Source organism: Methylobacterium trifolii, from assembly GCF_022179685.1.
Lineage (GTDB): Bacteria > Pseudomonadota > Alphaproteobacteria > Rhizobiales > Beijerinckiaceae > Methylobacterium > Methylobacterium trifolii.
Map to the genome: position 1 here is coordinate 1 of NZ_BPRB01000119.1, position 23,338 is coordinate 23,338.

Sequence of the window (23,338 nt, forward strand, 5' to 3'; positions counted from 1 at the left end):
CGACCTCGCCCTCCAGCGCCTGGGCGTGGCCGCCTCGGAGGCGATCGCCTTCGAGGATTCGGCCGCCGGCATCCGCTCGGCGCTCGATGCGGGCCTGCCGGTCATCGCCACCCGGAGCCGCTACACCGAGGGCCACCGGCTCGACGGCGCCTTCTCCGCGGTCTCGGACCTCGGCGAGCCGGGCGCACCGCACCGGCACATCGCGGGCGCCACTTGGCCGGGGGGAATCGTGACGCTGGCGGCCCTTGCGGCGTGGCGCGCGGGCTCCACGCCCGAGTGACAGGCCTTACCGCGGTCGGTCGAGCCGCCGGTCGGCCCGCCCCTGCGCCTCGGCCGCGAACAGCGTCGCCCCGGCCACGGTTCCCAACAGGGCGGCGAGGCCGAGCTTGAGCCAGCGCGGGTCGATGGCCGCGACCCGGCCGGCGGCCTGCGCGCCGAAGCGGCCATGGGCGCCGGGATCGGTGTCGACGGGCTCGTAGAGGTTGTCGGGCCGGCTTCTCTCGGCTGCCACGGTCGTCGGCTCCCCCTGGTATCCGGTGCGGGCGAGGTAGCCGTCGATCCAGCCCGGCACCAGCATGTTTCCGAGGATCGCCTTCCAGGTCGGGGCTCCGACCCAGAGTTCGCGGGGCGCGGTGCGCGCCGCCTGGAAGACGTGCCGGGCGATGGCCTCGGGCTGGTAGACCGGGGCCACCGGCTCGGGCCTGCGCGGCAGCACCGAGCGGGCCCAGTCGAATTGCGGGGTGTTGACGGCCGGCAGGTGCACCATGGTCAGGCGGACCCGGCTGCGATCGTGCAGCAACTCGCTGCGCAGGGAATCGGTGAAGCCGCGCGTCGCCGCCTTGGCGGCGCAATAGGCCGCCTGGATGGGGATCGAGCGGTAGGCCAGCGCCGAGCCGATCTGGACGATGGTGCCCCGGTCCCGCGGCACCATGTGCCTGAGGGCCGCCAACGTCCCGTGCACGGAGCCGAGATAGGTCACATCGGTGACGCGGGCGAACTCCGCCGCCGCGGTCTCCTGCACGGGGGCGTAGACCGTGACCATGGCGTTGTTGACCCAGACGTCGATGCCCCCGAACGCCTCGGCGACCGCGTCGGCGGCCTGCGCCATCTGCTCGGCGTCGGCCACGTCCGCAGAGAAGGCCAGCGCCCGTCCGCCCGCCGCCTCGACCGCGGCCGCAACGCCGCGCAGGCCCGCCTCCCCCCGCGCGATCAGGCCGACGTTCCAGCCGTGGCGGGCGAACGCGCAGGCCACCGCCCGGCCGACGCCCGCGCTCGCCCCCGTCACCACGACCGTCTGCCGTCTCGCCTGCTGCGTCGCCATGAAGTCCTCGTCGGCCGCGCGGGGTGTCGGTGCGCCTGCGTGAACGCCCGGCATCCGCGATCTTTCCGTGCGCGTCGCGGCGTCGGCGACGCAGGGCAAGGCCGTCCGTGTATCGAATGCGGAGGGGGCCCGCGTTGCCTCGCCCCAAGGCACGGGCCTATAACCCCGGCACTCCCGCGCAGCGGCGTCGAGGGCCATGGCCCTCCGCCGCGACCGACAAGAAACGCGACAACAATGGCCGGCCATTCCCAGTTCAAGAACATCATGCACCGCAAGGGCCGGGTGGACGCGGTCCGCTCGAAGCTCTTCGGCAAGCTCGCCCGCGAGATCACGGTCGCGGCCCGGCTCGGGGTGCCCGACCCGGCGATGAACGCGCGCCTGCGCGCGGCGATCCTGGCCGCGCGCGCCGAGAACGTGCCCAAGGACAACATCGAGCGCGCCATCAAGAAGGCCTCGGGCGCCGACAGCGAGACCTACGAGGAGATCCGCTACGAGGGCTACGGTCCGGGAGGCGCCGCGCTGATCGTCGAGGCGCAGACCGACAACCGCAACCGCACGGCCTCGGACGTGCGCTCGGCCTTCACCAAGTCCGGCGGGAGCCTGGCCGAGACCGGCGCGGTGGCCTTCCTGTTCGACCGGGTGGGGGTGGTCGCCTTCCCCGCCCCGGTGGCGGATGCCGACACCATGCTGGAGGCGGCCATCGAGGCCGGCGCCGACGACGTGCGCTCGGGCGCGGACGGCCACGAGGTGACGTGTGCCCAGGATTCCTTCAGTGAGGTCGCCAAGGCCCTGGAGACCCGGTTCGGCGAGCCCACCCGCACCGGCCTCGTCTGGAAGGCGCAGGCCACGATCGACGTGGACGACGAGACCGGCGAGAAGCTGCTGCGCCTCGTCGAGGTGATCGAGGACCAGGACGACGTGCAGAACGTCTACGTCAACTTCGCCCTCTCCGAGGCGCTGATGGCCAAGCTGGAAGCGTGAGGTCTTCGCTCCGCGCGCAGTCCGCGCCGGAGGCCTGCCCCGCGGCGTGAATCCGAGGCGGAGGCGCGGGACGCCGCTTCGGAGCGCGGCTTCCCGGCATCCCACGGCGGCGCCCTCGGGAACGTTCGCGGTTCTCCGTCGCCGCCGTCGTCACGGCCCATCGTCCTCCCGCGCTCCCGGCCCTGCGACATCGTGCGCCGGTCCTCGGACCCGGTGCCACGCCAACCGGCGCCGCGAAGGCGTGATTGGCGGGTGCGCCCGGCGTTCGTGCAGGCGGGCGCCTCGCAGGCCTCCCGATCACTGGGAATCTTCCCTTGCCGAGAAAGGACGGCAGGCATTTCCGTACGGACTTCAAGTTTATTGTCGGTACTTGAGAGATGTTTACCTCGACGGGTTGTTCGAACGCGCTGATAAAAAACCCGACTGCCGCCCCAGCACCATTAAATCGAAAATAAATTCCTTGCCGTCCATAAGGGCATAGGCACCGAATCTGGATTTCGTCGGCTCAGCATGTTCACCGTCATAGACTGTCTGACCGAACGACATGACCTCAACCTCGTAGCGCTTTCGGCGGCGATCTGCCTGCTGGGCTGCTTTTCGAGTGTGACCCTGATGGCTCGGGCGTCGCAGGCACGCCATCTCGGCTTCTCCCTCTGGCTCCTCGCCGCCGCTGCGGTCTTCGGCTGCAGTGTCTGGTCCCTGCACTTCGTCGCGATGCTCGCCTTCCTGCCCAGTGCCCAGGCCGCCTACGGACTGTTCGCGACGGCGACGTCGATCGCCGTGGCCGTCCTGGGCACGCTCGGAGCCCTGATGATCTGGCGCCGTTCCGGTTCCAGCCCGGCCGGCCTCACCGCGGCCGGCCTCGCGCTGGGCGCGGCCATCGCCGGCATGCACTACCTGGGGGTGAGCGCCATGCAGGCTTCGAGCCTGCTGTTCTTCGACCCGACCTATATCGTCGGCTCGGTCGCCATGAGCGTCGTGTTCGCCGTGATCGCCCTGGCGAGGACCGCGGACCTCGGGAGCTTCCGACGCTGCGTCGAGGTGACGGCGTGGCTCACCCTGGCGATCTGCGGGCTGCATTTCACCGGCATGGCCGCCTTGACCGTCGCGCCGATCCTGCCGGGCGACCAGGACGGCTACGTCATCGGCTCGGCCTCCCTGGGGCTTGCCGTCGGGCTCGTCAGCCTCGGCGTCCTGATCGCCGGCCTCTTGGCGCTGTTGATGCAGCAGCACCTCACGCGCCGCCGCCTGGACGAACTCAGCCGCATGCGCCTCCTCGGCGACCTGGCCTACGAGGTCCTGTTCATCCACCGCGACGGCAGGGTCCTCGAGATCAACAGCGCCGGCACGCGGCTGTTCGGGGCCGCCGCCGAGACGATCATCGGCATGCCGGTGCTCGACCTGTTCGCGGAAACCGACGCACCCGCCTTGAGCCGGCGCGCACGCGGCCGTGCCGAGGACTTCCACCCGGAAGAGGTCAATGCCCGCACGGCGACCGGGGGCTGCGTACCGGTCGAGCTGTCCTGCCGAACCATCCGGTTCGACGGCAGGCCCGCGACCGCCGTCGCCCTGCGCGACCTCTCGGACCGCAAGCGCGACGAGGCCCGCATCCGCCACCTCGCCCTGCACGACGCCCTGACCGATCTGCCGAACCGCTACCTGCTGGAGAAGCGCCTCGCCCATGCCCTGGACGCCGCCGCGCAGGGAAGCACGAGCGTCGCCGTCGTCTACCTCGATCTCGACCGCTTCAAGACGGTCAACGACCTCTACGGCCACGCCATGGGCGACGCGTTGCTGATCCAGTCCGCCAAGCGGATGCTGGCCGAGATGGCCCCGAGCGACACCCTGGCCCGCGTCGGGGGCGACGAGTTCGTGGCCGTGCTGGCCGACATCCGCTCGCCGGAGCAGGTCTCGGAGATCGCCGCACGGCTCATCGCAAGCCTCGAACGTCCGTTCCGGATCGAGGACAAGCGCCTCGAAGTGAGCGCGTCGGCCGGCATCGCCCTGTTCCCGACCGACGGCAGCACCGCCGAGACCCTGCTGCGTGCCGCCGACATCGCCCTCTATCGGGTGAAGGACGAGGGCCGGGGGGGCCTGCGCTTCTTCGAGGCGCGGATGGATGCCCAGTTGCAGGCGCGCCGCCAACTGGAACAGGAATTGACCCAGGCGATCGACCGTGACGAACTCCGGCTGTTCTACCAGCCGATCGTCAACGCCGGCACCGGCGAGATCGAGACCTTCGAGGCCCTGATACGCTGGCTGCACCCCGAGCGCGGCTTCGTCTCGCCGGCCGAGTTCATCCCCCTGGCCGAGCAGACCGGGCTGATCGCGCGCATCGGTCAATGGGTGATCGAGACGGCCTGCGAGACGGCGGCGGCATGGCCGCAGCCGTGGCGCGTCTCGGTCAACGTCTCGCCCAGCCAGTTCCGCCAGGCCGACACCACGGCGGTCGTGGCCTCCGCACTGGCGAGAAACGGCCTCGCCAGCGACAGGCTGGTGGTCGAGATCACCGAGAGCGTGTTCATCCAGGACGCCGACAGGGCGGTCCAGGTGCTCAACGCCCTTCGCGCCCTCGGCATCCGCCTGGCGCTGGACGATTTCGGCACCGGCTATTCGAGCCTGAGCTACCTGCAACGATTCCGCTTCGACAAGATCAAGATCGACCAGTCCTTCGTGCGCGACCTGGAAAGCCATTCCGACACGCTGACGATCGTGCGCGCGATCGTGAACCTCGGGCACAACCTCGGGCTTCACGTGACCGTGGAAGGCGTCGAGACGGCCGGACAGCTGTCGCGGCTGCGCGACCTCGGCTGCGACCAGATGCAGGGCTACCTGTTCGGACGGCCCGCCCCCGCCGCGAAGACCTCCGAGTTCGATCAGGCTCGGCTGCGGTCGTTGTTCGCGGAGCCGGCCCTGCGGGCGCGGGCGTGACTCCGGTCTGACGATCGCGACGGCACCTGCGCACGTCGCGCCGCGAAAGAACCGTGTCGGGAATACGCGACCGGGGCGAGCCGTGGCGCTTCTCCGAGCGGGCCGCTCCGGATTGCAATGTCCATGGCCTGGGATGTTTCGATGCACTCGGCTTTACTGCAATAATATTGCTTTATATTGGCCGGCCATATTGGATGCGGAACAGACTATTTCGTCGATTAGCCGTTCTAAACTACAGATCTAGCATGGTATTCGATAGAAACTGCAGGTTGTATTTCTTTGAAAAACCCGATCTAGTGGGTCGAAATCTTTTGCGCGCGCAACATGCTTAACGATATTTTAACGTCCGCCGCCTAAGACCTTTTTCCGCACGGAGGACATATTATGTTTGGCTTGGCACGAAAACTCAGCAGCGCGGAACCGAAATCTGCTCAGGACGGCGGGGTCGACTTCCGGCCGGTCCTCGACTCGTTGCCGGTCAACATCCTCGTCCTCGACCCGGTCACGGCCAAGGTGACCTACGCGAACCGCCAGAGCATCGAGACCTTGCGCACGCTGCAGGCCTACCTTCCGCCGAGCGTCCGGCCCGACGCCATGGTCGGCACCTCGATGGACGTGTTCCATAAGAACCCGAGCCATCAGCGGGCCATCGTCTCCGATCCGAACCGCCTGCCGTGGCGGACCAAGATCCGGCTCGGCCCCAAGACCCTCGACCTGCACGTCTCCGCCGTGCGGTCGTCGAGCGGGGACTACCTGGCGGCCGTCCTGTCCTGGGCCGACGTCACGGCGCTCGCCGACGCGATCGCCGGGTTCGACACGACGATGCAGGCCAGCTTCTCCCAGTCGGCGCAGGCCACGGACGAGATGCGGGAGGCCGCACGGAGCGTGCGCGCGGCGACGGAGGAAACCTCGGCTGCTGCGGTCGACGCCTCCTCGGCGGCACGGTCCACCAGCGACAACGTCCAGTCCGTCGCCGCCGCCGTCGAGGAGATGACGGCGGCCAACGACGAGATCTCGCGCCAGATGGACGAGACCAGCCAGGCCACGCAACAGGCCGTGAGCGAGACCGAACGCGCCCGCGCCAGCGTGCAGACCCTGTCCGAGATCTCGCAGAAGATCGGAGAGGTCGTCGGCATGATCTCGGCGATCGCCAACCAGACGAACCTCCTGGCGCTGAACGCCACGATCGAGGCGGCCCGTGCCGGAGCGGCCGGGCGGGGCTTCGCGGTCGTCGCCGCCGAGGTCAAGGAACTCTCCAGCCAGACCAGCCGGGCCACGGCCGAGATCTCGCAGCACATCGCCGGAGTCCAGAGCGCGACCGCCGGCACGGTACAGGCGATCGACCGCATCGCCGGCGTGATCGGCATGGTCAACAAGAGCGCGGTCATGGTCGCCGCCGCCGCCGAGCAGCAGACCTCGACCGTGGCGGAGATCGGGCGCAGCGCCCGCTCCGCGTCCGATCAGACCACGACGGCCGGCAGGAGCATCGAGGCTGTCGCCGGCAGCGCACGCCGCTCCTCCGGCTCCGCCGAGGATGCGCTCGCGGCGACGGTTCGCCTCGAAGAGCAGATGGCGGCGGTCACCTCGGCCGTGAGCGTGTTCATGGTCGAGGTGAAGAAGATCTAGCGGGGTCCCGGATACGGACGCACCCATCAAACGGCGCTCCTTGTCGACGGGCCGGCGCTTCCCGCGCTGGCCCTTCGCCGCGCCGGGTCGTAAACACGGCGCTCGCGACGCAACCCGGTGCCGTCAGAACAACCCGATGCGCTTTTCCAAGAGAGCCGCGCCGCCGCTGGACGACCTCGCGGCGCTGCGCGCCGAGATCGACCGGATCGACGCCGAGATGCATGCCCTGCTGATCCAGCGCGGCGGGATCATCGACCGGCTGATCGCGGTGAAGGGCACCTCGGCCAGCGGCTCCGCCTTCCGCCCCGGCCGCGAGGCCTCGATGATGCGCCGGGTGGCCGAGCGTCACCGGGGGCTCCTGCCCCTCGACACGGTGGAGGGGATCTGGCGCGTCATCATCGCCACCTTCACCTTCGTCCAGGCCCCGTTCTCGGTCCATGCCGACATCTCCGGCGGCGATCCGGCGATGCGCGATTCCGCCCGCTTCCACTTCGGCTTCACGGTGCCCTACCGGCCCCACCCCACCTGCGCCGCCGTGATCGAGGCGGTGGCGGCCTCCCGCGGGGACCTCGGCATCTTCCGCTTCGAACCCCGTAGCCAGAACGGGGACGTGCGGCCGCCCAAGGGCGAGGCGTGGTGGGAGGGGCTGATCGGCGAAGGCCGGCCCAAGGTGATCGCGCGGCTGCCCTTCATCGAGCGCCCGACGCACCCGGCCGGCACGCCGGTCTTCGTCGTGGCCAAGCCCCTGGAGGACCCGGCCGCGGCGCAGCGCGACTGGGTGCTCTACGCCGCCCGCACCACCGCCTGGACCGTGGAGGCCGAGCGCGCCCTGCAGGACCTCTACGGGGAGGTGGTGGCCCGCGCCAAACCGAAGGGCGAGACCGAGCGCCTGCTCATGGCCGTGCCCGGCGGCGCCGGCCCGCGCCAGCTGCGCGAGGCCCTGGACCGGGCCGGCGCCGCGGTGACGAGGCTGGACGAGACCGGGAGCCACGCGGCGCGATTCCGGGTGTGAGTTGCGAGCGTCTCCGACGCAGCCCGTCCCCCCTTTGCGGGAGGGTGGGCCTCGGCTCACGCGAGGATCGGGAGACGGGAGCGACGATGCCGGATACGGCGCTTCGCTCTCCCGACCCGCTTCGCGGGCCACCCTCCCCCGCAAGGGGGGGAGGGCAACGACCGTATGGCGCCCCGCGAAATCCCCCGCCCCGGCTTCATCGCCGGCCGAAATGCTGTAGACGGGCGCCTCACGCCCACCCTCAGGCTGCAGCACCCGATGTCCGCCTCCTCCCTCGCCCGCCCGACGCCGCGCCCCGGCGTGATGGCGATCGACGCCTACGTGCCCGGCAAGAGCGGGGGGCCGAGCGCGCACAAGGTCCACAAGCTCTCCTCGAACGAGACGCCGCTGGGGGCGAGCCCGGCGGCCATCGCCGCCATGCGCGAGGCAGCCGGCCGGCTCGAACTCTACCCGGACGGCACCTCCGCCCTCCTGCGCACGGCGATCGCGAAGCGCTACGGCCTCGATCCGGCCCGGATCGTCTGCGGCGCCGGCTCGGACGAGCTGCTGTCCTTCCTCGCCTACGCCTATGTCGGCCCCGGCGACGAGGGCCTCTACTGCGAGCACGGCTTCCTGGTCTACCGCATCGCCATCCTGGCGGCGGGCGGCACGCCGGTGGTGGCGCCCGAGCGCGACCTGACCGCGGACGTGGACGCGCTGCTCGCAGCCGTGAGCGAGCGGACCAGAATCGTCTACATCGCCAACCCCAACAACCCGACCGGCACCTACCTGCCCTTCGACGAGGTGCGGCGCCTGCATGCGGGCCTGCCGCCCCACGTCCTGCTGGTGCTCGACGGCGCCTATGCCGAGTACGTGCGGGCCAACGACTATTCGGCCGGCCTCGACCTCGTGCTCGATGCAGAGAACGTGGTGATGACCCGCACCTTCTCGAAGATCCACGGGCTCGCCGCCCTGCGGGTCGGCTGGATGGTCGCGCCGGCGCACGTGGCGGATGCCGTCAACCGCATCCGCGGCCCCTTCAACCTGTCGGCGGCGGGGATCGCTGCGGGCGCAGCCGCCATCGCCGACGAGGCGCACGTGGCCGCGGCCGTCGCCCACAACGAGGCCTGGCTGCCGCGGCTCACCGAGGGCGCGCGGGCGCTGGGGCTCACCGTCACGCCGAGCGTGGGCAACTTCGTGCTGATCCACTTCCCCGAGGCGCCCGGCCGCTCGGCCGCCGAGGCCGATTCCTTCCTCACGGTGCGCGGTGTGATCGTGCGGCGGGTCTCCGCCTACGGCCTGCCGAACGCCCTGCGCGTCACGGTCGGCAGCGCGGAGGCGAACGAGGCGTTTCTCTCCGCGCTGTCCGACTTCGTGCGGGGCGCCGATGCCTGAGGCCGGAACCCCGCCCATCGGCCGGCTCGCGATCGTCGGCCTCGGGCTGATCGGCTCCTCGATCGCGCGCGGCGCCCGCCGTTACGGGCTGGCCCGCGAGATCGTCGCGATCGATCGCGACGCGGGCGTGCAGGCGCGGGTGCGCGAGCTGGGGCTGGCCGACCGCGTCACGGGGGACGCCGCCGCGGGCGTGGCGGGCGCCGACTGCGTCGTCCTCTGCGTGCCGGTCGGCGCCATCGGCGCGGTGGCCGCCGAGATCGGAGCCCACCTCAGCCCCGGCGCCGTCGTCTCCGACGTGGGCTCGGTCAAGGCGGCGGTGGTCGCGGCGGTGGCCCCGCACCTGCCCGCGGGCGTCGCCTTCGTGCCGGGCCATCCGGTGGCGGGCACCGAGTATTCCGGGCCGGATGCCGGCTTCTCGACCCTTTTCTCCGGCCGCTGGTGCATCCTGACGCCGCCCGAGGGCACGGACGCGGCCGCAATCGAGCGGGTGCGCGGGCTCTGGCAGGGGCTCGGCGCCATCGTCGAGACCATGACGCCCGAGCACCACGACCTCGTGCTCGCCATCACCAGCCACGTGCCGCACCTGATCGCCTACAACATCGTCGGCACCGCCGCCGACCTGGAGACGGTGACGGAATCCGAGGTGATCAAGTTCTCGGCCGGGGGATTTCGCGATTTCACCCGGATCGCGGCCTCCGACCCGACCATGTGGCGCGACATCTTCCTCGCCAACAAGGAGGCGGTGCTGGAGATGCTCGGCCGCTTCAACGAGGACCTGTCGGTGCTGGCCCGCGCGATCCGCTGGGGCGACGGCGAGGCCCTGCACGACCTGTTCACCCGCACCCGCGCCATCCGCCGCGGTATCGTGGCCATGGGCCAGGAGACTGCGGAGGCCGATTTCGGCCGGGCGCGGCCGGACGGCGAGACGGCCGCGAAGGGCTGAGGCGCCTCAGTAAAGAACCGGCAGGCGGACGTTCGGGATCGGGAAACCGCCGAACAGGAGCTTGCCGTCCGCGAGCCGCAGGGGCGGCAGGGCCTTCAGGGGCGGATCGCCCGGCTTTCCCGGTTCGGCCTGGGCCGGGTCAGCGTCCCGCTGGCGGCGCATGCCGAGGAGGCCGCCGATCAGGTTGCCGACCAGGGCGCCACGATCCGCGCCGAAGCGCTGGCCGACGATGGCGCCCACCAGCGCCTCGACGCCCGAGGCCCGCAGGTCGATCTGTCCCGCCGGGCGGTGCGCGCCGTCGATGTCGAGGATGCCCTTGGCCTGGACCCGGCGGTCGCCCTTGGCCAGCGACAAGGCGCCGATCTCGAGGCTGCCCTCGGCCTGGCGCCAGCGCTCCAGTTCGCGGGCCACCGTGCCGGTGCGCAGGACCGTTGCCCGGTTCACCGTCGCGTCGAGGGCGAGGTCGGCCGGATCGGCATTGCCGACGAAGGCGTCGGCCATCGGCGCCATCGCCTGCATCAGGCGCAGGCTCACGTCCACGGCCCCGTCCGACTCGAAACGTCCGGGCGTCGGTCGGGCGTGGAGTTCCAGGTGCTTGGCCGAGACGGCGACCGGCTCCGGGGCGGCGCCCGCCACGCCGATCCGGGGCGCGTCGACCACGAGGGAGGCGCGGGTGAAGCCGTCGCCGGTGCCGTGGAAGCTGCCCTCCAGGGCGCTCCAGGCCACGTCGCCCGTGAGGTCGCCCTGCTCCACGTGGAAGGGCCCCTTCGTCTCGAACAGGACGTGGCGCGGCTGGTAGACCTGCACCAGGGCCGTCAGGGGCCCGAGGCGGAAGCCGCCATCGGCGCGGGCCAGGGTGAGCGCGCTGCACCGCAGTTCGATCCGGAAGGGATAGCCGGTCAGCGAACGGTCGGCGCAGGTCCAGGTCCGGCCGGCATTGGCCTCGCGGGCGATCCAGGCATCCATCTCGCTTCCGGCGCGGGCGCGGACATAGACCCAGGCCGCCGACCACAGAACGGCGACGGCCAGCAGCAGGACGTAGGGCAGGAACAACCCGATCCGGGACCGGCGCCGCGCCGGCAGCATACCCGCGGCCTCGGTCAAATCCTCCCGCACCGGTTGCTGCGCCATGGGCTTTCGTCCCTCCGAGATCGTCGGGGGCCGTGTCTGACGGCGTTCCGGGGCGGGCGCAAGGCGGGAGACCAACGCGGGTGGCCGGTGCGCAGACCGCACCGGCCGGCCCCGATCAGGCGCGGAGCGGGTCCGCGTGCTCGGTCCGCAGGTCGTCGACGATCGCGCTGCGCTCGGCCTCGCCTTCGGCCAGCCGGTGCACGTGCATCTCGGTGGCGCCCCGGCGGCGGGCGCCGGCGAGCCAGGTGCGGTGCAGGTGCTCGCGCGGGCTCTGCCCGGAGGTGGCGACCGAGACGAGCTCGGCGATGCCGGACGCGTCCCGCCGCACCGCGATCACCACGGCCTCGCCCATCTCGTCGAGGTCGGGCTCGCTCAAGGTGTGGACGCCGACCACGTAGCGCTTGCCGGAGCGGCCACGCCACGCGCTCAGGGCCAGGGCCGGGGCGCCGCGCAGGCCCGCCGTCGTTCTCAGGCGTTCTTCACGCACGTCCTGCCTCCGTGTGCGATCGTCCTTCAGGTCGCGAAGCGCGGCCGACCAGGACAGGGCTCTTGTGTTCGCCATTTGTTCTAATCTAGTCCGAGATATCCACAGGCGTCAAGGGCGTTGCCAGGGCATCGTCCCTTGCGTGAGATGTGGTGTCGGACCGGGTTATCCACAAGCCGGACGCCCTGCCGCACGGGCCGCGCCGGGCGCCTTTCGCGGGCACGGTTCAGGCCGGCCGGGAGCTGCCGGCGCGGCCTTCGTCCGCCTCCGGGGCGGGGTGGCCGCTGGCGGCCAGGTCCGCCCGGCCGGAGGCCAGCAGGGCGTTCGAGGCGGCCTCGATGCGCGCCTCGGCCAGCTCCAGGAATTCGCCGCGGGCCAGCCCCGGCGGGATCGGGGCTAAGAACTCGATCACCGCCGTTCCGGGCCGGCGGACGAAGCGGCGGCGCGGCCAGTACAGGCCGGTGTTCAGGGCCACCGGCAGGCAGGGCACCCGGAGCGCGACGTAGAGGTGCGACAGGCCCTGCTTGTAGCTCGGCTCCGCCCCCGGCGCCCGGCGGGTGCCCTCGGGGAAGATGATGAGCTGGCGGCCCTCCCCGATCGCCGCCGTGGCGGCGGCGTTCATCAGGGGCATGGCCCGGCTGCCCTTGGCCCGGTCGATCGCCACCATGCCGCTGCGCGACAGGAACCAGCCGATCAGCGGTATCCAGAGCAGTTCCCGCTTCAGGATGTAGGCGAATTCCGGAAACACCGTGCACAGGGCCAGGGTCTCCAGGGCCGACTGGTGCTTGGCCCCGACGAGGAGCGGACCCGGCGGGATGTTGTGCAGGCCGCGGAACTCGACCCGCGTGCCGCCGACGACGCGCAGGAGCCACAGGGTCGTCCTGGCCCAGAACCGGGCCAGCGCCATCACCCATCGCTGCGAGGCCAGCGTCGGCAGGCCGCCCACGGCGATGAGCGTGGTGGCCAAGTAGAAGCAGAGGTTGAAGGCGAAGGAGCGGAGGGCGAGCATCGGGACCTGCTGTAGCGGTCCCCTTTAGCGTGGAGGCCCGCCCGCGGCCAAGCGGGGCGCGCTCCGGAGCGCTCGCCGGCCCGCATTCCCGCCCCCCGGGACCGAGGCAGGGTGTCGTGGACTTGTCACGCCGGCCCGGGGCGGCCCGCGCTTCGGCCGGCGATCAGCCAGTAGACCAGCCCCGCGGCGGCACCCGCCACGAACAGGGCAGCCGTGACCCGCGCCTCGGCCGCGACCGCGCCGCCGGGGCGCACGGCCCCGCGGGCGAGCCAGGGCAGCACCGCCGTGACGAGGCCGCAGGCGCCGCCGTACCAGAGGATTCCGCGCAGGCGCAGGGTCTCGCCGACGCCCGCGACGAGGGCGGGCGGGGCGGCGAGCAGCATGAAGGCGGCCTTGGCCAGCCCGGCCACCAGCAGGCCGAAGCCTTCCGGCGGCAGGCCGGCGGCCAGATCCGACAGGGCCATCTCCAGTCCCGCCAGCGCCCCGCGCGTCAGCCACTCGCCCGCGGCCGGATCGGCCAGCAGCGCCAGGAGCAGCACGCCCCCGCCGGCCGGAATCGCGAAGAGCAGGGCGAAGCACCCGAGGAGGAGACGGCCGAGGACGCGCATGGCGGCCCTATACACCGCCCTTGCTCCGAAGAAGCCGCCTCAATCCCCGTCCGGCCGGAAGACGTAGCCGAGGCCCCGCACGGTGCGGATGAAGCGGGGGTTGGCCGGATCCGGCTCGATCTTCTTGCGGATGCGGTTGATCCGCACGTCGATCGCCCGGTCGAAGGCGTCGGGGTCGCGGGCGTCGGCGAGGTCGAGCAGGCGCTCGCGGGTCAGGGCGCGCTTCGGGTGGTCGGCGAAGGCCTTGAGCAGGTCGTATTCCGAGCGGGTCAGAGGCTGCTCCTGGCCCGAATCGTCGCTCAGGCGCAGGGAATCGGGCTCCAGCCACTTCGTCCCGAAGCGGATCTTCTTCGACGGCTCCGGCACCGGGGCCGACGCCTCCGGCCGCGGGACCCCCTGCACCCGGCGCAGCACCGAGCGGACCCGCGCCACGAGTTCGCGCAGCTCGCAGGGCTTGGGCAGGTAGTCGTCGGCCCCGAGTTCGAGGCCCACCACCCGGTCGATCGGGCTCGCCGTCGCCGTCAGCATGATGATCGGGATGGTGCCCCGCGCCTTGAGATCGCGCACGATCGAGAGGCCGTCCTCCTCGGGCATGTTGAGGTCGAGGACGATGAGGTCGGGGGTGCGCGTCTCCAGGTGGGCGCGCAGGCTCCGGCCCCCGTCGCACAGGGCCACGTCGAACCCGTGCAGGCGCAGGTAGTCGCCCGCCATGGCGCGGGCCTCGGCCTCGTCGTCCACCACGACCACGTGCGGCAGCGCGGCGCTCATGGCCGAGCTCCGTCCGAACCGGCGGGAGGCACGCGCATCATCACGAAACTCGAAGGCCCTTCGACGGCGGAGGGACCGGCCGGCGCGCATGCGGCACGGCCGACCGGTGGACTTGTACAATGCACGATCCGTTCTCCCTTGGCGACGCAAGCCTGTCGACTGTCAACGACCAATCACGGCCACTCCCGGAGGTCCGCGACCGGAGGCGGGGCCTGTCTCTGAAATGGACGGTTGCAGTTCCGCTCTGGGGCGGCGAGGTTGCGCCAATATTGCGTCGCCGGGGCGGAGCCCCGATACGACTTCGGCCGCGTGCCGTGGCGCACGGTGTCTCGGAATCGCCCGGTTCAAGCCGGAAAGACCAAGACGCCGCGCCGTATGGCAGGGAACAGGACTGCGATGGACGACGACATCCTCGAACTCATCCCCGACGAGGTGACCGAACCGGCCGAGCGGGCCGGCACCTGGACGGTGGCCGTCATCGACGACGACCCGGCGGTGCACGAGGGCACGCGCTACGCGCTGGCCGGCTACACCCTGGACGGGCGCAGCCTCGACATCCTGTCGGCCTATTCCGCGGCCGAGGCGCGCGCCCTGCTGAGCCAGCGCCGGGACGTGGCGGTGCTGCTCCTCGACGTGGTGATGGAGAGCGACGACGCCGGGCTGCAGCTCATCGACTTCGTCCGCCGCGAGCTTCGGGACGAGACCGTGCGCATCATCCTGCGCACCGGCCAGCCGGGGCAGGCGCCGGAGCGGCGCGTCATCGTCGACTACGACATCAACGACTACAAGGCCAAGACCGAGCTCACCGCCGACAAGCTCTTCACCAGCCTCACCGCGGCCCTGCGCGCCTACCACCAGCTCAAGCGCCTCGACGAGACCCGGCGGGGCCTGGAGATCATCATCGACGCGGCCCCGATGCTCCTCGACCACAAGTCGATGCAGCGCTTGGCCGAGGGGATGCTGACCCAGGTGGCCTCGCTGCTGAACGTGGACTGCGCCGGCATCCTGGTGCTGCGCGAGAACGACGAGACGGACGAGCGCTTCTGCGTGCTGACGGGCTCGGGCGTCTACCACCACTACGTCGCGCGCCACCCCGCCTGGCCGCTCGACCCGGACGTGCACCCGATCGTGGAGCGGACCTTCACGGAGCGCCGCCACAGCTTCGGCGAGCGCGCCTCGACGCTCTACATGCGCACCTCCAGCGGCAGCGAGATCGTGGCGCTGATCGACGCCGACCGCTCGCTCTCCGACACCGACCGGGCGCTCATCGACCTGTTCACCAGCCGGCTCTCGATCGCCTTCGACAACGTCATCCTCTACGAGCAGCTGCAGCGGGCCAATATCGGCCTGGAGCAGCGGGTGGTGGAGCGCACCGCCGAGCTGATCCGGGCCAACCGGCGGCTGGCCATGCAGCGCTCGGACCTGCGCCGCGCCAACGGCCTCAAGACCGAGATCCTGGGCACCGTCGCCCACGACCTCAAGAACCCGCTCTCGGTCATCCTCGGCCGCACCGAGATGCTGGCCGACATGACGGGGATGAGCCCGGTCCCCGTCGAGCAGATGCGGGTGCAGACCGACCACGTCCGCACCTCGGCCAAGCGCCTGACGGCGATGATCGACAGCCTCATGGCGGATGCCATGAACGACGCCCTCGACATCTCCCTGCGCCGCGAGCCCGTGGACCTCGCCGGCCTGGCCCGCGAGGTCTGCGAGGCCAACCGGCCGCTGGCCGACACCAAGGGCCAGAGCCTGTCGGCCGACCTGCCGGAGGAGGTCTGGCTCTGCGGCGACGCCGAGCGCCTGCGCGAGGCGATCGACAACCTGATCTCGAACGCGATCAAGTACAGCTTCACCGGCGGTGCGATCCGCGTCGAGGTCCGGCGCGAGGCGCAGGAGACGCTCTGCGCGGTGAGCGACCAGGGACCGGGCCTGTCGCCCGAGGATGCGGGCCGCGTGTTCGGCCGCTTCCAGCGCCTCTCGGCCAAGCCCACCGGCGGCGAGGGCTCCACCGGGCTCGGGCTCTCCATCGTCAAGCGCATCGCGGAGTTGCACGGCGGCCGCGCCACCGCCGAGAGCGCCGGACCGGGCGAGGGCGCCACCTTCGCGATCCGCTTCCCCAACATCGCGGTGGAGTTGGTGTAGGCTGGCGCGGATGACGCCAAAGACCATCTTCGTGCTGACGGGCGCCGGCATCTCGGCCGAGAGCGGGCTCGGCACGTTCCGCGACCGCGGCGGGCTCTGGGCCCGCTTCGATCCGATGCGGCTCGCCACGCCCGAAGCCTATGCCGCCGACCCGGACACGGTGCTCGACTTCTACAACCACCGCCGCCGCGGGGTGATCGCGGCCGAGCCCAACGCCGCCCACCGCGCCCTGGCACGCGCCGAGGCGCGGCTGTCGGCGCTGGGGGGCCGGCTGTTCCTGTGCACGCAGAACGTCGACGACCTGCACGAGCGGGCGGGCTCCGCGGCCGTGGTCCACATGCACGGCGAACTGCTCAAGGCCCGCTGCACCGCCTGCGCCCGGACCTCCGAGCGGCGGACGGACATCGTGCGCACCGATTCCTGCCCCCGGTGCGAGGCCGTCGGCACCCTGCGGCCCGACGTGGTCTGGTTCGGCGAGATGCCCCTGCACCTGGAGGCGATCGAGGCGGCGCTGGCCGAATCCGACCTGTTCCTCGCGGTCGGCACCTCGGGAGCGGTCTACCCGGCCGCCGGATACGTGCGCCTCGCCCGCGCCCATGCCATCCCGACCTGCGAGATCAACCTCAACCCGTCCGACAACGCCGACGCCTTCGACGACGCCCGCTACGGGCCGGCGAGCGTGACGCTGCCGGCCTATCTGTCAGACCGCGGGCTGCAATAGCACCGACCGGCAGCGGACGGGCGGGAGCGGCAAGAATTAGCTCAGATCAAAAGTAGAGCTTATATCCTTGATCGATGGACAGTATTTCCTGCGCGCACGGGCATCCGTCTTGCGCGCAATTCGATTTGTCGCGCGAATCACTTGCCCATGGGCTGTCAAGACATGGACGCTGCTGCGGGCTGCCGGCTACAACGGTCAAGCTCGGTCGAGTCGCCGCGGCCGCGTCCGAGCGTTCGTTGAAGCAACAAGGGGAGCACAGGCCCATGCAGAACTTCACCGTATCCGCCCGCGAGCGCGACACCGTCCTGGCGGCCCTGCGCTACTACCAGTTCTACCGGATGCAGGGGCACCCCTTCGACCCCCGGCAGGACCACCTGATCGACGCCATCGCCGGCACCACCGGCGAGGCCCTGGACCTCACCGAGATCGACGACCTCTGCGCCGGCCTCAACGGCAACGAGCACGCCCTGGCGGCGTACGCCTGAAGACCTCCGCGCGCCGCCCGCATGACGCCGGCGCTTCACGATCGAGGGACGAGGCCGGCGGGCGAGCCTGCGCATGAACCGAACCGGTTCCGGCACCGTCCTCGGCGGGGCGGACGACGATCCGCCCCTGCCCCTCGGTGTCTCTCACGAAACTCCCGCTGCGCCGTCGCGGCCGGCGGGAGGGAGGGCTCCCGATGAACGGGAGTCTTGTGAGGCGCACGAAATCCAGAGTCTCAAAACGCTTCCGCCACGCGAACCACGTCGCCGGACCGGGCCCAGGCCAGGGCGAGGCGGAGGTCGCCGGCGCCCTGCTCGGACACGCGCGCGTCCATCGGCCGGGCCGGCACGGCGCCGCGGGTCTCGACCAGTGCCGGCGCGAGGAGCGCGTAGGCGGTGAGCAGCGTGCCGGCAGCGAGAATCTTGACCACGTCGCGCATGAGAGCATCCCTTGTCTTCGGAGCCTCGCCTCGGATCGCTCCGGACCGCTCTCGTTGGAGACAGGTTTAAGCGTGGCCGTTTTCGCGAAGATTGCGTCGTCGGCGCGAAACATTGCGTCGTCTGCAAGGAGACGAGTTCGGGCGCCTTGGTGCCGCCCGCGTGCGCACCGTGCCGCGGCAGGCCGGCGACTTCACCTGCCTCGGGCAGATGTTCCGCACCGTGTCCGCGAGCGTCCTGCCGGCGCTGCCCCTGCCGGCCGACCGGGTCGTGATCGAGATCAGCATGTGGGAGGCGGAGCCCGCCCGCCCGCCACGCCGAGCCCAGGGGTGGCGGGCGCTGAAACCACTTCGGCCGCCGGACGGATTGCGGGGGCGAAGCGGTCCGTCTCTCAAACCGTCCCGACGGCTTTTTGCGGGGCGGCCGGGGCGGCATCGCGGGTGGGCCGAACCGGCACGAGGGAGACCTCGATGTCCTGCCCCAGTTCGCGGAAGGCCGCATCGAACTGGGATAGGCGGGTGCTGTGATCGAGCCGGAAGAGCCGGTCGACCGATTCCCTGTTCCAGTCGAGCCGGCGGGCGAGTTCGGCCCGTGTCAGGCCCTCGCTGCGGATGAGCCCGTAAAGCATGACCTTGAGGGTCGTCTGGTGCGGCAGCTTCACCCAGGCGCGCGCGCTGCCGCCGTCTCCGGCGACGAAGCAGGTCTTGATCTCGGACGGGCTCGCCGATTTCGGGATGTCCTCGCCTCGGGCGATCCGGGCCGCGATGGCCTCTTCGATCGCCCCGAGGCCGATCAGGAACAGGTCACCGACATCGTCGACGAACGTGGTGATCTCCGGAAACGCCGGGCAGGTCGCAAGGAACGTCCCGTTGTCGTCCCGCTCCAGGTCGAAGAGATACGTGGCGCTCATGGCTTGACCCCGAGTTGCTTGAGGATGCGGTTGACCAGACCCGTGCCGAGTTCCTTTCGGCTCCCGTGCATCGGAATCTGGGAAACGCGATCGCCGCGGCGCACGGTGAGGTGGCCGGAGCCGCCCTTGTGGTTCTCGAAGGTGCAGCCTTTGGAGGCCAGGAGCTTGCGAAGCTCGTTCGCGTTCATGCCCGCAAATTGTTACACACAAATGTAGAAATCAACAGATATGTGGATAATTCCGTGTCGCAACCGCATGGCCGGCGCCGTCGCGCTGTCCGCCCGAGTGACGGCCGCTCGAGAGCCCCGGCCGCCGCCCATCTCCCGCAGGCAGGAATTTGGGCGGCCCTGAACGCCGCCCGGTTCAGGGCGCGGCCTTGAGCTGCTGCTCGGCCCGCTCCACCGCCGCCGTGCAGGCCGTCGCATCGCCCTTGCCGTCCGCGGTGCGGGCCTCGTCGAGGGCGACCTTGGCCTGCTGGGCGGTGTCGCCGCCCTTGCCGGCCTCGGCCGACTTCTCCGGCGGGGCCTGTGGCGCGCCGGACTGGCCCTGCGTGCCGGTGACGCCCTCCCCGCCGCGGCGGCCCGCGGTCGACTGGCCGCCGGTGGAGGCCGAGATCGCCTCGGTCGATTCGGCCTTCACCCGCTTGGACAAGGCATCGATCCTGTCGGAACAGGGGGAGGCCAGGGCCGGGCCGGAGACCAGGACCAGCGCGAGCCATGCGAGACGCGTCATTGCGGACCTATCCGTGTCGATGCCTGAAAGGGCTGCGGACCGGGGCCCGCGCAGCCGTCCAACGTCCCGCCGTGCCGGATGGCTCCGTGCGGGCGCCGGTCTCGAGGACGCCTCCGCCCACCCACCGGGGGCGGAGGCGCGGCGGCTCAGGCGCTGAGCTGGTCGCGGATCGGCAATTGCCGTACGCGCCGGCCGGTTGCCGAGAAGACCGCGTTGGCGATGGCCGGTGCCACCGGCGGCACGCCGGGTTCGCCGACGCCGCCGAGCGGCCCGTTCCAGTCGCCCGACGGCACCAGATGGACGCGGACCACCTTCGGGGCGGCATCGATCCGCACGACCTCGTAGCCGTCGAAGTTGTTCTGCTGGGCCCGGCCGTCCTTGAAGCTGATCTCGGAGGTGAGCGCGAGGCCCATCCCCATGACCACCGCGCCCTCCATCTGCGAGCGGATGCGCTCCGGGTTCACCTGCGGCCCGCAATCGATGGCGATGTCGACGGCGTGGACCGTCACCTGCCCCTTGGCATCGACCTCCACCTCGGCCGCGACCGCGGTGTGGGTGACGAAGCTGTAGTGGCCGGCGATGCCCAAACCCCGCCCCTTGTCGAGCTTGCGCCCCCAGCCGGCGCCGTTGGCCGCCGCCTCGATCACCCGGCGCAGGCGCCCGGTATCGATGGGATAGAGCTTCGGGTCCTCGCCGTGGTTCCAGACGTCGCCGATCTCGGTCGGGTCGATCTTTCGAGCCGGCCCGATCAGGTCGAGCAGGTAATCCTTCGGGTCGCGGCCCACGGCATGGGCCAGCTCGGCCACGAAGGACTGGATCGCGAAGGCGTGCGGGATGTTCGAGACCGAGCGGAACCAGCCGATCCGCACGTGGGCCGCGGCCTCCGGGTTCTCCAGCCGGACGTTGGGCAGGGCGAAGGGCGTGTTGACCAGACCCATGCCGAGCTCGAACGGCAGTTCGTGCTTCGGGTCGGGGGCGAAGATCGAGCCGATGGTGGGCGCGGCCGAGCGGTGGAGCCAGGCCACCGGCATGCCCTTGTCGTCGAGGCCGGCCTCCAGGCGCTCCACCGAGATGGTGTGGTAGTAGCCGTGGTGGATGTCGTCCTCGCGGGTCCAGACCAGCTTGACCGGCGCGCCGTCCACGGCCTGCGAGCAGAGCGCGGCCTCGACCACGTAGTCGGGCTTCGACTTGCGGCCGAAGCCGCCGCCGAGCAGCGTCACGTTCACCCGCACCTTGTCGGCGGGCAGGTTCAGCCGCTTCATCAGCCGGTCGTGGGCGGCCTGCGGCCCCTGCGTGCAGGCCCAGGCCTCGCAGATCCCGTCCTTGACGCGGGCGACCGCCGCCGGGGGCTCCATCGGCGCCTGGGCGAGGTGGGGCACGAAGTACTCGGCCTCGACCCGCGTCTTGGCCTTGGCCATCGCCGCGTCCACGTCGCCCTGGTTGCGCACGACCTTGCCGGGCTTGCGGGCGGCCGCCTCCAGTTCCTTGCGGAAGGCGGTGGTGTCGTAGCCGGCGTTCGGGCCGTCGTCCCAGGTGATCTTCAGGGCCTCGCGGCCCTTCATCGCCGCCCAGGTGTTCTTCGCGATCACGGCGATGCCGCCGAGCGGCATGAACTCGGAGGGGATCTCGCCGCCCTCGATCTGGATCACCTTGACGACGCCGGGGACCTTCCTGGTCTCGGAATCGTCGAAGCCGACCACCTTGCCGCCGTAGACGGCGGGCCGCGCCACGAGGGCGTAGAGCATCCCGTCGAGCTTGGTGTCGAGGCCGTACACCGCCTTGCCGGTGGTGATGTCGCGGTTGTCGATCAGCCCGATCCGGCCCGTGCCGATGTAGCGGAAGTTTTTCGGATCTTTCAGGGACACCGATTCGCGGGCCGGCACCGGCAGTTCGCCGGCGGCCGAGGCCACGTCGCCGTAGCCCAGCGTGCGCTTGGACTTGGCGTGGGTCAGCACGTGGTTCGCGGCCGTGACCTCGGAGGCCGGCACGCCCCATTGCTTGGCCGCCGCCTGGATCAGCATCAGCTTGGCCGCCGCACCCGCATGGCGGAAGTGCCGGAAGAAGTGGCGCAGCGAGCGCGAGCCGTCCGTGTCCTGGTTGCCGAAGCGCGCCTCCTCGCCCCAGGCCTGGACCACCGTCACCTTCGACCAGTCGGCCTCCAGCTCGTCGGCCACCACGAGGGCGATCGAGGTGCGGACCCCCTGGCCCATCTCGGAGCGGTGGTTGGTCACCGTCACGGTGCCGTCGGCGGCGATGCCGATGAAGACCTTGGGGTCGTCGCGCCAGCCGTTCGGCATCCCGTCGGCGCCGAATTTCGGCGGCTCCTCGGCCTTGGTCTCCGCCCTGGCGGAATCGCGCAGGGACAGGGCCAGCGCGAAGGCCCCGAGGCCGCCGAGGATCGCCCGGCGGCTGACGTTCTCCAGCACGGCCGGGACGGGACCCGGCGCGGACGGGGCGGCCGCGAGTTCGGCCATCAGCTTTGCGTCGTGGATCACAGGCGCTCTCCCGTGTTGGTGGCAGGAGCCTGGCCGGCGGCCTGATGGATCGCTGCGCGGATGCGCGGATAGGTGCCGCAGCGGCAGATGTTGCCGCTCATGCCCTCGTCGATCTGGGCGTCGGTGGGCTTGGGCGTGTCCTTCAGCAGCGAGGCCGCCTGCATGATCTGGCCGCACTGGCAGTAGCCGCACTGGGCCACGTTCAGGTCGCGCCAGGCTGCCTGGACCGGGTGGTTGCCGTCGGGCGAGAGCCCCTCGATCGTGACGATCTCCTGGCCCTCGGCCGCCGAGAGCGGGGTGACGCAGGCCCGCGTCGCGGTGCCGCCGAGGTGGATCGTGCAGGCGCCGCACAGGGCCTGCCCGCAGCCGAACTTGGTGCCGGTGAGCCCGAGCTCGTCCCGCAGATACCATAGCAGCGGCATGTCGGGATCGCCGTCGAAGCTGCGCTTGGCCCCGTTCACGGTGAGTTGGATCATCGCTTCGTCCTGTCTGGCCGGCACCCGCTTCCGGGCTGCATGGACCCGTGCGCGGCAGGCGGCGTTCGATTCGGGCTGGCAGGCCGGTCGCCCGGTCTCCGGGCATGCCCGGACACCGGCCGGCCGCAGCCCGGCTGTCGCCGCGCCACGGCACCGCCCCCGGCCCGCGCTTCGTTCTCAGAATGAATTCATTCTAAGGCAACCTGCTGCCGCTCCGCAACGCAGACGAAGCGTCATGCGCTCGGCAAGCCCGGCGTCCGGGACATGCCGTGTGCCGTTGCGCACCCGGGCCGGGGCACGGCGTCCTCGATCCGCGCGGACGCAACGGCGCCGACACGCGGGACGCAAAAGGATTGCTTCGCGTGCGCGTCGGCACAGCAACCCGGCGTCGAATCAATCCATTAACTCTGTACCGAGACGCTCCGATCGACGGAGACATCAGTCCTCGCAAGCAGAAGGTCTACGGCCATGAAGCAACGCTCCGTCATCGCGATCCTGTCGCTTCTGACCCTCACGGCTCCGGCCTATGCGGAAGCCACGAGCGCGCAGCGCGCCGCCTGCACCCCGGACGTGTGGCGCCTCTGCGCCTCCGAGATCCCCGACGTCGGCGCGATCAAGCTCTGCCTCCGCCGCGAGAAGCCCCGGCTGAGCGCCGGCTGCCGCACGGTGATGGACGCCGCCGAGAAGCCGGTCCAGACGGCCGCGCGCAACTGACCCCCGTCCGCGACGGGGCCTTCTCTCTCGTATGGCGGTG

General features: G+C 71.1%; 22 protein-coding genes and 1 pseudogene. 11 read left to right on the top strand and 12 right to left on the bottom strand.

The features are described 5' to 3' along the window. Positions 1 to 280: pseudogene (locus tag COGEMETH_RS11375) on the top strand (HAD family hydrolase); the annotation flags it as partial. 6 nt (positions 281 to 286) lie between these two features. Here COGEMETH_RS11375 and COGEMETH_RS11380 read toward each other — a convergent pair. Beyond that, the gene (locus tag COGEMETH_RS11380) at positions 287 to 1,321 is read right to left on the bottom strand and encodes an SDR family oxidoreductase (RefSeq protein ID WP_238182711.1); all 1,035 of its coding nucleotides are present in this window, start codon (positions 1,319 to 1,321) and stop codon (positions 287 to 289) included. Between the two features lie 234 nt (positions 1,322 to 1,555). On the opposite strand from COGEMETH_RS11380, the gene COGEMETH_RS11385 reads away from it, so the two are divergent. From COGEMETH_RS11385 to COGEMETH_RS11410, 6 genes are all read left to right on the top strand, one after another. Then, the gene (locus COGEMETH_RS11385; protein WP_238182677.1) at positions 1,556 to 2,302 is read left to right on the top strand and encodes a YebC/PmpR family DNA-binding transcriptional regulator; all 747 of its coding nucleotides are present in this window, start codon (positions 1,556 to 1,558) and stop codon (positions 2,300 to 2,302) included. A gap of 612 nt (positions 2,303 to 2,914) precedes the next feature. Next, positions 2,915 to 5,233: a bifunctional diguanylate cyclase/phosphodiesterase gene (locus tag COGEMETH_RS11390; RefSeq protein ID WP_238182678.1), complete on the top strand. Its 2,319-nt coding sequence runs from the start codon at positions 2,915 to 2,917 to the stop codon at positions 5,231 to 5,233. A gap of 384 nt (positions 5,234 to 5,617) precedes the next feature. Further along, positions 5,618 to 6,859 carry a methyl-accepting chemotaxis protein gene (locus COGEMETH_RS11395; protein ID WP_373875349.1) on the top strand — a complete coding sequence of 414 codons (1,242 nt, stop codon included), beginning with the start codon at positions 5,618 to 5,620 and terminating at the stop codon, positions 6,857 to 6,859. Positions 6,860 to 6,995: 136 nt separating this feature from the next. Further along, complete coding sequence (locus COGEMETH_RS11400; protein WP_238182680.1) at positions 6,996 to 7,871, top strand: chorismate mutase; 876 nt, start codon at positions 6,996 to 6,998, stop codon at positions 7,869 to 7,871. A gap of 258 nt (positions 7,872 to 8,129) precedes the next feature. Next, positions 8,130 to 9,245: a pyridoxal phosphate-dependent aminotransferase gene (locus COGEMETH_RS11405; RefSeq protein ID WP_238182681.1), complete on the top strand. Its 1,116-nt coding sequence runs from the start codon at positions 8,130 to 8,132 to the stop codon at positions 9,243 to 9,245. Continuing rightward, positions 9,238 to 10,188 carry a prephenate/arogenate dehydrogenase family protein gene (locus COGEMETH_RS11410; protein ID WP_238182682.1) on the top strand — a complete coding sequence of 317 codons (951 nt, stop codon included), beginning with the start codon at positions 9,238 to 9,240 and terminating at the stop codon, positions 10,186 to 10,188. The genes COGEMETH_RS11405 and COGEMETH_RS11410 overlap by 8 nt, the downstream gene beginning before the upstream one ends. A gap of 6 nt (positions 10,189 to 10,194) precedes the next feature. Here the strand turns inward: COGEMETH_RS11410 and COGEMETH_RS11415 are convergent, their stop codons facing one another. From COGEMETH_RS11415 to COGEMETH_RS11435, 5 genes are all read right to left on the bottom strand, one after another. Continuing rightward, the gene (locus COGEMETH_RS11415) at positions 10,195 to 11,319 is read right to left on the bottom strand and encodes a DUF2125 domain-containing protein (RefSeq protein ID WP_238182683.1); all 1,125 of its coding nucleotides are present in this window, start codon (positions 11,317 to 11,319) and stop codon (positions 10,195 to 10,197) included. A 115-nt stretch (positions 11,320 to 11,434) separates the two neighbouring features. After that, positions 11,435 to 11,881, bottom strand: coding sequence for a hypothetical protein (locus COGEMETH_RS11420; protein ID WP_238182684.1), 447 nt, complete (start codon positions 11,879 to 11,881; stop codon positions 11,435 to 11,437). 148 nt (positions 11,882 to 12,029) lie between these two features. Continuing rightward, positions 12,030 to 12,812, bottom strand: coding sequence for a lysophospholipid acyltransferase family protein (locus COGEMETH_RS11425; RefSeq protein ID WP_238182685.1), 783 nt, complete (start codon positions 12,810 to 12,812; stop codon positions 12,030 to 12,032). Between the two features lie 125 nt (positions 12,813 to 12,937). After that, complete coding sequence (locus COGEMETH_RS11430) at positions 12,938 to 13,420, bottom strand: hypothetical protein (RefSeq protein WP_238182686.1); 483 nt, start codon at positions 13,418 to 13,420, stop codon at positions 12,938 to 12,940. 39 nt (positions 13,421 to 13,459) lie between these two features. Further along, a complete protein-coding gene (locus tag COGEMETH_RS11435) occupies positions 13,460 to 14,188 on the bottom strand; it encodes a response regulator (RefSeq protein ID WP_238182687.1) in 729 nt (242 codons plus the stop codon). Positions 14,189 to 14,584: 396 nt separating this feature from the next. Here COGEMETH_RS11435 and COGEMETH_RS11440 point away from each other — a divergent pair, with 396 nt between their 5' ends. The 3 genes from COGEMETH_RS11440 (at position 14,585) to COGEMETH_RS11450 (ending at position 17,536) form a co-directional block, all read left to right on the top strand. Then, positions 14,585 to 16,330, top strand: a complete 1,746-nt coding sequence (locus COGEMETH_RS11440) for an ATP-binding response regulator (RefSeq protein ID WP_238182688.1) — start codon at positions 14,585 to 14,587, stop codon at positions 16,328 to 16,330. A 10-nt stretch (positions 16,331 to 16,340) separates the two neighbouring features. Further along, complete coding sequence (locus tag COGEMETH_RS11445) at positions 16,341 to 17,051, top strand: SIR2 family NAD-dependent protein deacylase (RefSeq protein ID WP_238182689.1); 711 nt, start codon at positions 16,341 to 16,343, stop codon at positions 17,049 to 17,051. Between the two features lie 263 nt (positions 17,052 to 17,314). Continuing rightward, entirely contained in the window at positions 17,315 to 17,536 is a 222-nt protein-coding gene (locus COGEMETH_RS11450; RefSeq protein WP_238182690.1) for a hypothetical protein, read from the top strand. Positions 17,537 to 17,769: 233 nt separating this feature from the next. On the opposite strand, the gene COGEMETH_RS11455 is transcribed toward COGEMETH_RS11450, so the two are convergent. From COGEMETH_RS11455 to COGEMETH_RS11485, 6 genes are all read right to left on the bottom strand, one after another. Further along, positions 17,770 to 17,973, bottom strand: a complete 204-nt coding sequence (locus COGEMETH_RS11455; protein WP_238182691.1) for a hypothetical protein — start codon at positions 17,971 to 17,973, stop codon at positions 17,770 to 17,772. Positions 17,974 to 18,362: 389 nt separating this feature from the next. Beyond that, on the bottom strand, positions 18,363 to 18,881 hold the full coding sequence (locus COGEMETH_RS11465) for a type II toxin-antitoxin system HicB family antitoxin (RefSeq protein WP_238182692.1): 519 nt from the start codon (positions 18,879 to 18,881) through the stop codon (positions 18,363 to 18,365). Next, a complete protein-coding gene (locus COGEMETH_RS11470) occupies positions 18,878 to 19,069 on the bottom strand; it encodes a type II toxin-antitoxin system HicA family toxin (protein WP_238182693.1) in 192 nt (63 codons plus the stop codon). Before COGEMETH_RS11470 ends, COGEMETH_RS11465 begins: the two co-directional genes overlap by 4 nt. Positions 19,070 to 19,244: 175 nt before the next feature. Further along, on the bottom strand, positions 19,245 to 19,613 hold the full coding sequence (locus COGEMETH_RS11475; protein ID WP_238182694.1) for a hypothetical protein: 369 nt from the start codon (positions 19,611 to 19,613) through the stop codon (positions 19,245 to 19,247). Positions 19,614 to 19,759: 146 nt separating this feature from the next. Beyond that, on the bottom strand, positions 19,760 to 22,108 hold the full coding sequence (locus tag COGEMETH_RS11480) for a xanthine dehydrogenase family protein molybdopterin-binding subunit (RefSeq protein WP_238182695.1): 2,349 nt from the start codon (positions 22,106 to 22,108) through the stop codon (positions 19,760 to 19,762). Next, positions 22,105 to 22,584: a (2Fe-2S)-binding protein gene (locus COGEMETH_RS11485; RefSeq protein WP_238182696.1), complete on the bottom strand. Its 480-nt coding sequence runs from the start codon at positions 22,582 to 22,584 to the stop codon at positions 22,105 to 22,107. Before COGEMETH_RS11485 ends, COGEMETH_RS11480 begins: the two co-directional genes overlap by 4 nt. A 468-nt stretch (positions 22,585 to 23,052) precedes the next feature. Here COGEMETH_RS11485 and COGEMETH_RS11490 point away from each other — a divergent pair, with 468 nt between their 5' ends. Continuing rightward, on the top strand, positions 23,053 to 23,298 hold the full coding sequence (locus COGEMETH_RS11490) for a hypothetical protein (protein WP_238182697.1): 246 nt from the start codon (positions 23,053 to 23,055) through the stop codon (positions 23,296 to 23,298). Positions 23,299 to 23,338 lie beyond the last annotated feature (40 nt).